This window comes from Thermoleptolyngbya sp. M55_K2018_002 (assembly GCF_015295965.1).
GTDB classification, from domain to species: domain Bacteria; phylum Cyanobacteriota; class Cyanobacteriia; order Elainellales; family Elainellaceae; genus Thermoleptolyngbya; species Thermoleptolyngbya sichuanensis.
In genome coordinates this window covers 1-9437 of sequence record NZ_DVEA01000085.1, presented here as the reverse complement: position 1 = coordinate 9437, position 9437 = coordinate 1, and the positions used below count along the sequence as shown (strand labels likewise).

Below are 9437 nucleotides of genomic sequence, written 5' to 3'. Positions count from 1 at the left end.
TCTTTGGCGTGTTGGCGGATGGCTTGGAGTTCTTCGGGGGGCATTTTGTCGAGGTTGGCGAGGATGAGGTTGATGCGTCCCTGGGATTTTAGCTGGGCGCGGTGGCGATCGAGGAAGTCCCAATAGAAGAAGTTGAAGGGGCAGGCAGTTTTGCCCGTGCGCTGTTTGGGGTCATAGCGACAGTGTTTGCAATAGTCGCTCATCTTGTTGACGTAGTTGGCGGAGGCGGCGTAGGGCTTGGAGGCGAGGATGCCGCCATCGGCGAAGAGTCCCATGCCAATTACGTTTGTCTGCATCACCCAATCGTAGGCGTCGATGAAGGCGGCGTGAAACCAGTTTTCGACCTCTTGCGGCGAGAACCCGGCAATCAGCGAAAAGTTTGCCAGGATCATCAGCCGCTGGATGTGGTGGGCATAGCCCGTGCGCTCGATCTGGCTGAGGGTTTGGCGGAGGCAGTTCATGTCGGTCTGCGCCGAGTCCCAAAAGAAGGCGGGCAGCGGCTGGCTGTGCTGAAACCAGTTGCGTTGGGCGTAGTCTGCCTCGACGTGGTGGTATAGCCCGTACATATACTCGCGCCAGCCGAGGACTTGCCGGATGAAGCCTTCGACGCTGCTGAGGCTGAGGTCTTGCTCGTGGTAGGCGCGTTCGGCGGCGTGGATCACCTCCAGCGGGCGCAGCAGCCCCAGGTTCAGATAGGGTGACAATAGCGCGTGCCACATCGTGTCTTCGCCCGTCACCATTGCGTCTTGGTAAGGGCCAAAGGTGGGCAGGCGCGTGGCGATGAAGTGGTCGAGGACTTGCAGCGCGTGCGATCGCCCCACGCCCCAGCGAAACGGCTCCAGGTCTCCGTAGGTGGGACAGTCCAATTCCCGCACCTGCTGCATCACCTCACGGGTCATTGCGTCCGGCTCAAATTCTAGCGGCGCGGGCGGGTTCAGCTTGCCCTTGGGCGGCTTGCGATTGTCTTTATCAAAATTCCACGCGCCGCCAACGGGCTGCTTGCCCTCCATCAGCACGCCAAAGCGCTGCCGCCCTTCGCGATAGAAATATTCCAGCAGCAGGTTCTTGCGACCCTTGGCCCAGGCGGCAAAGTCGCCATCTTGCCAGAGGAAATGGTTATTAGGCAGCAGCGTCAGCTTGCAAGGCAGATCGAGAGACTGGATGAGGTGCAGGAAGGGGCGATCGCCCGGTGTCATCACCCGCAGTTCCGTGATGCCGTTCGCCTCGATCCAGCGCACCAGCGGCGACTCAAAATCTTCGGCGGTTTCGTAGGTGACGGGCCAACCCGCCTCGCGCAGTTCTGCCGCAAAGTGACGCATGGCAGACCACACCAGCACCAGCTTTTGCTTGTGGTACGGACGCACCCGCACCCAGCCCAGCGACTCGATCAGGATGACGGGCGTGTTTTCCGCTTGCCCAGCACGGCTCTGCAGCGCCGCCTGCCCCTGCCAAAGCTGGTCGCCCAGCACCCAGATGCCGATGGTCATGGTGGGGAGAACGCCCTACGCATCCGACTGCTTGGGCTGAAATAGAAGCTGAATCCCCAGCGCCACCAGCCCCACCGCCGCAATGCCAAAGGTCACCAGCGCCAGACAGCTCATCCCCAGCACCAGCGTCCGCACGGCCGAGCCAATGCTCACTGCCAGGGAATTGCCCGCAGGCAGCGGCTTGGCAGCAAAGGTGCTGTGGATGGAAACGGTGAGGAAATAAAGCGCAGTGGCGATCGCCCCTGAAATAGCAGCCCCCGTCCAGCAGCGCAGGGGGGTCGGCGGTGTATCATCTGCCACTAGGGGGAGAGGCTTCTTTTTAGCAGTCTCTTGAACGGGGTTAATCTCTGCCATGTCGCGAACCTCACTTGAGCCTTGCTAGTGATGATCTTACAGGATGGAACGAGAAGGGGAGGATGGGAATTTAGACTTGCGTCCTGGCATCCTCCTCCCCTCCTCGCATCCCGTCATCGGCTCTAAAGTTCTGGCATTGTCCGCAGCACGGTCTTTGGCTGAGGGAGCTTCTCATCTAGGGCAGGGGCACACGCCCAGAAAGTCGTCACCGACTGGCGCATCCGCTCAACGCATTCCCTGGCCTTCTTGGCGTGGATATCGTCAGGATAGGCATAGGGATAGCTGGCGTGGTTAGCCGTCAGGTTTTCGTAGTCGAACTTTTTCGTAGAAAAGGCGACTGCTTCGAGTTGCGTCAGCCGTTCTTCCAATAGCCCCATCAGCACCCGGAACCGCACCCACTGATGATCCTCAAACTTGAACTCCCCAATGAGCTTATCGCCTGCGGTTTTGCCCTTGTTCATCACGCCCTCAATCGTGGCCTTGTCCATTGCCAGGTTGAGGCCGCCTTCGTCGTGGGCCAGGCGCACCTGGGCAATTCGTTCGCGATAGCCAGGCAGCCCGGCCAGGCTGGTGTCGCGATAGTTTTGTGCGGTCTGGAACATTTGCCACGCAAAGGCCAGCAGGTTCGACTGCAAATCGACCCATTCGGGAGCCTGACGATCGTTGGGGCGCGGCAGAAACACATCCTGATTCAGCACACGGCCGCTTTCCTGCGATCGCTCTTCTTGCAAATTGGGTGAGTTGGGCGTGACGCTCAGATAATCCGGGTTGATTGTGCGCGTTGTGCCCGTGCCAAATCCAGGTCTGTCTTGCAGCGCATCTTCCGACACCGACCCCAGGTTGATGCCAAAGGTTGGGCGCGTGGGCAGCCACGAGTCAAAAAAGTGAATCGGGAAGTTGCTGCAAATGCCGCCATCGCTGAACCAGTTTTGCTGCAAATCTTTGGAATTTTTCGTCAGGTCTACTCTGATCACATCGCCCGGCTGGTGGCGATTGAGGCACGACTGGGACACCGTGTAGAGCGGCACCGCGCTAATCAGCACCGGAAAGCTAAGGCTCATTCGCGTTGCCACCACCACAGGCAGATCGTCGGGATCGGGCAGAAAGTAATAGCCCTTTGGCAGGTCATACTGCGGCCGCTGCCCCGACTTTTCGACCAGATGCTTGACCACATTGCTGGGAAACAGCTTGCTAAATTCCTCCACCTTAAAAATAAAGCGATGGTCGGGTTCAAAGGGCAGCGTGTAGGGGCGATTGTGGCTGAGATTGGAGGTGACCACGCGCAGGTCGATGTTGTACTTACCGTTATCGGAGTCGGGCAGATCCCCGTTTGGCAAGGGCTTCTTTCGCAGGTCGCCAAAGGTGAGCGGTCGCCCGGTTGGATCTAGCCCCGCCAGGTTGTTGATGTTGACGCTGAGCCAGTCCGTCAGCGCAATGGGGTTGGGGTCTGGCCCATTTGCTTCAGGCAGGTGTCCGGTGCAAATGCCAAACAGGTTGGTGGGCAGCATTTTGAACAGTGCCGTGTACAAATCCACCGCGCCCGCCGCCAGCGTGCCCACGCCCAGCAGCCGATCCAGCCCGATGAACATTACCGCCAGCACGCCCAACCCCAGCAGGTAGTCGCCCAGCGCCACCGAGTTGCCCGTCAGCCAGCCTGCAATGCCAAAGGCGATCGCCGCCAGAGTTCCCAGCACCAGCGCCAGCACCGCGCTACCCAGCAGTCCCCAGAGGGTTCCCTTGCGGGCGCTGGCGGGGCTGGTGCGGCGGGTGATGTCGAGCAATTCCTGTATCCGCTGGAGCCAGGATTTTTTGGGTTTCGAGCCTTGGGCGCTGGCGGCTCTGCCCGATTTGCCCGTTTTGGGGTCGGGCGTGATGCCCAAAATCGCCATCAGCGCGTCCATCAGCGGCTTCAGCGTCGGTTCTGGCTGAAACAGGCTGAGCAAGAATCCTTCTTGGCAAAGCTGTTGACTGAGCGCATCGAGTCGGTCGAATCCGCTGGGCTGTCCGTCCCAGGCTGCTTCCCGGCCAAACTCGGCGGCGGCCGTCACCGCAGCGGCGATCGCCCCAGCAGAGGTTCCCCCCACGCTGCGAAAGCGATACTTCCCCTCGCCGGCCAGTTTGCAAATTGCGGGTGGATAGACAATGCCGCTGGTAATGCCGCCTTTCATCACCAGGTCACATTCCTGCTCTGGCGTGAGATAGCGGGTTTCGGGCGCTTCAGATGCAGCCGACGGTTGGGCTTGGGACATGGATCAACTCCTTAAAGGGGGCATGGAGAGCGCCAGACAGCGCTGTTCCTCCATACCCATCCAATACCCCAAATTTCGGATTACGGTGCCAAATGGATACCTTTCGCAATCAACTGGCCCACCCAAATTTCCAAGTCTGGGTCGGGCTGCTGTTCGCGCAGGGCCGCCGTCAGCGCTTCGGCCCGCGCCTGGGAATGGGTCAGCCCAAACACCGTAGACCCCGACCCCGACATCAGCGCCCCCGCCGCCCCCAGATCGAGCAACTGCTGTTTTAGCGCCGCCACCTTGGGATAGTCGGGAAAAACCACACGCTCGAAATCGTTGTAGAGCAGTTCAGGAATTTTGGAGCCGTCGCGCTGGGCGATCGCCCCCACCATTGGCCCGGCGTGAACCCGTTCTAGCCGCTGCTGGAGCGAGTCGGTATCGCGGGCATAGGTTCCTTCAAACCGCTGGCGATAGGTTTTGTAGGCCCAGGCGGTGGAAATCGGCAGGCTGCGATATTTTGCCAACACCACCCAGAGATAATCCACACTGGGCAGCGGGTCTAGCTGTTCGCCCCGGCCCGTGGCGATCGCCGTTCCGCCGCCAATGCAAAAGGCCACATCCGACCCCAACTCGGCCGCCAGTTCTTGCAGTTCCATCCGGGTCAGACCCAGCCCCCACATCAGATCCAGCCCCACCAGCACCGCCGCCGCATTGGTCGAGCCGCCCGCCAGCCCCGCGCCCACAGGAATCCGCTTGTGCAGCGTCATATCCACCCCGCCAAACTGGGCATAGGCCTTGGGAAACCGCTGCGCCATCAGCACCGCCGCCTTGTGCGCCAGATTGTTCTCATCGGCGGGAACCTCCGGCGAGTCGCAACTGAGGCGAAACTGCTCGATGCCATTTGCCCGCAGATCCACCCGATCCGCCAGCGACACGCTCTGCATCACCATCGCCAGTTCGTGGTATCCATCGGGGCGATTGCCAATGATTTCCAGATAAAGATTGATTTTGGCCGGGGCAATTAGAGAATAAGAGCGCATTCTAGGGGTTGGGGGGTTCGGGATACCCCTGCTAAAGTGAACAAATGAACTAGCCACTAATCCTGGCGGTTTATCCTGGCCATTTCAATAGTCATTTCAATGGCTATTGAAAGTCGATGGGCAGAACCCTCCGCAGATCCAGTAGGATGTGTTAGCACCAGCGGAACGCCTCAAAGCCTTGCGGGGCAGTGCGTTACGGCTACGCCCACCAGCACCCTACAAGACTCATCTTCTCATCTCTAGCGCCGGGGGAATCGGCCTGGCTTCCGGTTCCCTGGCTTCCGGTTCACAGATCCGCTTAATCAGATCTGCCCTCGTTTCCCCGCAGTCTCGCATTTCTTCGCATTTCTCCCTTCGCGTTTCTCCCTTTGCATTTCTCCGCACCTCTCTTTTCCCGACGCTGTCACCATGCAACTCCTCAGCCTCAGCCTGACCAATTTCAAATCCCACCGCGATCGCCATGTGGTGTTCCAACCGGGGACAAACGCGATTTGCGGAGAGAATGGGGCAGGCAAGACGAGCATTTTGGAGGCGATCGCCTGGACGCTGTTTGCCTATCAAGGGCCCTATCGCAAAGAGGATCTGATTCGCAACGGCGAAAAAAGTGCCCAGGCAAGAGTTGCCTTTGTCTCGCGGCAGGACGGGCGCACCTACGAAGTCGAGCGCTGCACCACGAAAGGCTACGTCATTTACGACCCGCAGCTTGGGCAAAAGCTCCCCTATCGCAACCTTGAGGCAGAGGTGATGCCCTGGCTGCGGCAACAGTTGGGCGTGGCGGGCGGCACGGATTTATCGCAACTGTTTGCCAACACCATCGGCGTGCCCCAGGGGACGTTTACCGCCGACTTTTTGAAGGCGACGGAAGACCGCAAGCGCGTCTTCGACAGCATCCTCAAAGTCGAGGAATACAAACAGGCAAACCAGAAAATGCTGTCGCTGGAAAAGTATGCCAAAAGCGAGGTCGAAGCCCTGGAGCGCGACATCGCCCGCTATGAAGAAGCGCTTCAGGATTTGGGGGCGACCCAGCAGCGCCAGCAGACGGTGACCCAGGCGATCGCCACGGCCGAGGCCACGCTGACCCAGCTAGAAGCAGACCTCGCAACCCTGCAAGCCGAGAAGGAGGCGCTGGCGGCCCTGGCGAACCAGGTGCAGCAGGCAGAACTGCGGCTGCAAACGCTGACCACGCAGATCGCAGCCCAGCAGCAGACCAACCAGGTGCTAGAAACCTCGGTGCAAAAGGCGGAGGCTGCCCTGGCGCAGTGCGAGGCCCATCGAGCCAGCTATGCGGCCTATCTCCAGGCCGAGGCGACGCTGAAGCAATTGAACGAGCAGCTTAAACAGCGATCGCCCCTGGTCAAACAGCGTGATGCTCAGCAGAAAGCCCTGGCCGCCGGCCAAGCCGAACTCACCCGCCTGAGCCTGCAACTGGAAGCCCTGGCGCAAGCCCAGCAGCAGTTGCAAGCCCTCCAGCCGGGAATCGCGCAGCAGGCAGAACTGGAAGCGCAGCAGGCCGCAGTCGCGGAGTCGCTGAATCAGCTTCAGGCCATGCGGTTAGAGGAGCGATCGCTCTTATCCCAACAGGGAAAGCTGCAAGAAAACCTGGCGAACCTTGCCCAAGACCTTCAGCGACTGCAAGCGTTGGCCGAGAACTTGGCGGATGTATCCAGCCTGGAGCAGCAGCGCGATCGCCTGCAAACCCAACTTAGCCGCATCGAGGCGGCCCGCCAGTTTGAGGGCGAGTTGCAAACCCTGCTGACCGGGGCAGAGCAGCAGCGCGATCGCCATCGGGCAAAAGCCGCAGCCGTTCTGGACACCTTACGCCAGATGCAGGCGGGAATGCCTCTGCTGGCAACCGATACTGTAGATGCCGTGCTGCAAGCGCTCCAAGAGGGTATTGACCTGAATTCGGAACTGCTGAGCAACATTCGAGCCATTCTGACCGATCTGGCCGCACAGACCGACGCAGAGGCAATTCGCAAACAGATTCAGCAGACGAAAAAGGCGATCGACGCGGCCTATCGCCAGCGGGCGGAAGTGGACAATTTACCCGCCCAGCAAGCGCAGCAGCAGCGGCTCCAGGGCGAGTTGCAGCAGGCTCAGTCGCGGCTCCAGCAGCTTCAGCAGGCCCTCCAGGCAGAAACAGCAACCAAAGAACGGCGATCGCACCTGATCCAAGCCCTCAGCGACCTGGGCGATCCACGGGGGCGCAGCCAGCTTTTGCAGCAAGACCTGGCCCAGCAGCCGACGCTCCAGGCGCAGTACGAGCGGCTGAAAGGCTCGCAGGCAGACGCAGCAGCGGCGATCGCCCAACTGGAGGCCCAGCTTGCCGAGTTTGCCGAGTTGGAAACCCAGATAGACACGCAAACCGCAATTCGCCAGCAACACCAAGCGGGCTACCAGCTTTTTCTGCAAGCGCAAGCCACGGCGGAACCATTGCCCAGCCTGCAACAGCAGCTTCAGGCGGCGATCGCCCAGGTGGCGACCCTGGAAGCCGAACGGGCCCAGGTGCAGGCCGAACTGGACGCACTACAACAGCGCTATGACCCGCAGCGCTGGCATCAGGTCGAAGCCGACTATAGCGCCAAACGCAGTCAGGCAGACCAGATTAGCGGTGGACTGCCGCCCCAGCGAGAGCTATTGGCCGAGCTAGACCGCAAGCTGGCAGAACTAGGGGCGATCGCCGCCCAGCGCGACCAGGCCCAGCACGACCTGAAGCAGCGCAAGCAAAACCATAAGTTCGTCGTCTTTGCCCGCAAAACCTACAAAGACGCGGGCCCCCGTATCACCGCCCGCTATGTGCAGCAGGTGTCTCAGGAGGGCGATCGCCTGTTTCGGGAGCTAATGAACCGCCCCAACCTGTCGCTAGAGTGGACGGCGGAATACGAGATTCTGGTGCGCGAGGGAGGCTACACCCGCCGCTTTATCAATCTTTCGGGGGGCGAGCAGATGTGCGCGGCGCTGGCGGTGCGGCTGGCCCTGTTGCGCGTGGTGGCAGATCTGGACGTGGCCTTCTTCGACGAGCCAACGACCAATATGGATCGCCCCCGCCGCGAGAGTCTGGCTGAGGCGATCGCCAATCTCAAGTCCTTCCGTCAACTCTTTGTCATCAGCCACGACGATACTTTTGAAAAAGTCACCGAAAACGTGATTCAAATTACCCGCGAGGGTTAGGAAAAGCAGTGCAACTTTTTGGGGAGGGGCTGCGTCTAGCCGATTGGGCATTCTAGATGTCACGGGCATTCGGAGGGCTGGTGGGGCGACAGTTCCACAAACGGGCGATTCCCGTGGGGATCGCTTCGCGAATCGCCCCTCACCCACCGTCGGAAATGGCTTCATTGGGCTTTATGCGATTCTGTCGCAAGGCCACGCAAACAGCGCTATTCGGACTTGCGGGCCCGTATCTGCTGAATATCTTTCCAGAAATCTTCACGGGTTACTGAAGACAGCCATTGCTGTCGCTCCGCAGCGTAATCACCTACGCCCCAGCCAGTCTGCTGTAAAAACAAGATTGCATCTACTACGCCCAATGCATCCACCAAGGCTTGATACCCTCGATGCCGTAGTTCAATTGGTGTCATCGTCTTGCTCCTCATCAGTCGATAGGACATCCACAAGCCACAGAATGGGATTGTTAAGCCGAACTTGAATCTGGTCTCTATAGCGTAACCCCCGCTTAATCAGTCGCTGATCGGTGGTTAGTAGAATGTCTGCGGCGATCGCCTCAGCACAGGCAAGGTGAAAGGAGTCATAAAGCCCAAAGCCCCAACTTTCTAGCTCCTGCGATCGCCGATTGATGACTTCGTCAAGGGTTACAAAGGCGGTTGCCAGATTCAACAGTTGGCGAATATTCTCCAGTTTCTCCCGATTGGGCAACCGATCTAGCTCGGCCTCAATTGCTTCGCTGCTAATCAGTTGCCACTCCCTCGTTTGAACACGCCTCAGGATCGCCAAGACAGCCTCTCCTTCAAAGCGCACCCTGTCTTGCTGCCAGCTATCAAAGGGACGGTTCAAGCAACAGACATCCATGTAAATTCGGTATGCTCTGGTCATCTTTACCTGATAGCCACTGGTACTCACAATAAACCCTGAAGCTGAACCGCAAAAAACCTGCAAAACACAATGGCGATGGCGCGTACCGGAAAACTTGATCAAATCTGCGCCCTTTAGAATCCTGTGATTGGAATGCAACTTTTTGGGGACAGGCTGCGTCTAGCCGATTGGGCATTCTAGATGTCACGGGCCTTCGGCGGGCCGATGGGGTGCAGTACCACAAACGGGCGATTCCCGTGGGGATCGCTTCGCGAATCGCCCCTCACCCACCG

General features: G+C 59.4%; 7 protein-coding genes. 1 reads left to right on the top strand and 6 read right to left on the bottom strand.

Going from position 1 to position 9437, the window contains the following annotated elements:
• The 4 genes from IGS51_RS04190 to ispE form a co-directional block, all read right to left on the bottom strand.
• The coding region (locus IGS51_RS04190) for a cryptochrome/photolyase family protein (protein WP_297076306.1) at positions 1-1487 on the bottom strand (1487 nt) is incomplete at its 3' end.
• 15 nt (positions 1488-1502) lie between these two features.
• Positions 1503-1841 carry a DUF3082 domain-containing protein gene (locus IGS51_RS04185; RefSeq protein WP_297076304.1) on the bottom strand — a complete coding sequence of 113 codons (339 nt, stop codon included), beginning with the start codon at positions 1839-1841 and terminating at the stop codon, positions 1503-1505.
• A 122-nt stretch (positions 1842-1963) separates the two neighbouring features.
• Entirely contained in the window at positions 1964-4090 is a 2127-nt protein-coding gene (locus IGS51_RS04180) for a patatin-like phospholipase family protein (RefSeq protein WP_297076302.1), read from the bottom strand.
• An 80-nt stretch (positions 4091-4170) separates the two neighbouring features.
• The gene (gene ispE / locus IGS51_RS04175; RefSeq protein WP_297076299.1) at positions 4171-5115 is read right to left on the bottom strand and encodes a 4-(cytidine 5'-diphospho)-2-C-methyl-D-erythritol kinase; all 945 of its coding nucleotides are present in this window, start codon (positions 5113-5115) and stop codon (positions 4171-4173) included.
• A gap of 408 nt (positions 5116-5523) precedes the next feature.
• Between ispE and IGS51_RS04170 the strand changes: the two genes are divergently transcribed.
• Complete coding sequence (locus IGS51_RS04170; RefSeq protein ID WP_297076296.1) at positions 5524-8286, top strand: SMC family ATPase; 2763 nt, start codon at positions 5524-5526, stop codon at positions 8284-8286.
• A 206-nt stretch (positions 8287-8492) separates the two neighbouring features.
• Here IGS51_RS04170 and IGS51_RS04165 read toward each other — a convergent pair whose 3' ends face one another.
• On the bottom strand, positions 8493-8693 hold the full coding sequence (locus IGS51_RS04165; protein WP_297076294.1) for a hypothetical protein: 201 nt from the start codon (positions 8691-8693) through the stop codon (positions 8493-8495).
• Positions 8680-9165, bottom strand: a complete 486-nt coding sequence (locus IGS51_RS04160) for a PIN domain-containing protein (protein ID WP_297076291.1) — start codon at positions 9163-9165, stop codon at positions 8680-8682. Before IGS51_RS04160 ends, IGS51_RS04165 begins: the two co-directional genes overlap by 14 nt.
• Between the last annotated feature and the right edge of the window lie 272 nt (positions 9166-9437).

Excerpts from the sequence above, each read along its gene's own strand:
- IGS51_RS04185 (WP_297076304.1), bottom strand. The coding sequence starts at position 1,841 with ATGGCAGAGATTAACCCCGTTCAAGAGACTGCTAAAAAGAAGCCTCTC.
- ispE (WP_297076299.1), bottom strand. The coding sequence starts at position 5,115 with ATGCGCTCTTATTCTCTAATTGCCCCGGCCAAAATCAATCTTTATCTG.
- IGS51_RS04170 (WP_297076296.1), top strand. The coding sequence starts at position 5,524 with ATGCAACTCCTCAGCCTCAGCCTGACCAATTTCAAATCCCACCGCGAT.
- IGS51_RS04165 (WP_297076294.1), bottom strand. The coding sequence starts at position 8,693 with ATGACACCAATTGAACTACGGCATCGAGGGTATCAAGCCTTGGTGGAT.
- IGS51_RS04180 (WP_297076302.1), bottom strand. The coding sequence starts at position 4,090 with ATGTCCCAAGCCCAACCGTCGGCTGCATCTGAAGCGCCCGAAACCCGC.
- IGS51_RS04160 (WP_297076291.1), bottom strand. The coding sequence starts at position 9,165 with ATGACCAGAGCATACCGAATTTACATGGATGTCTGTTGCTTGAACCGT.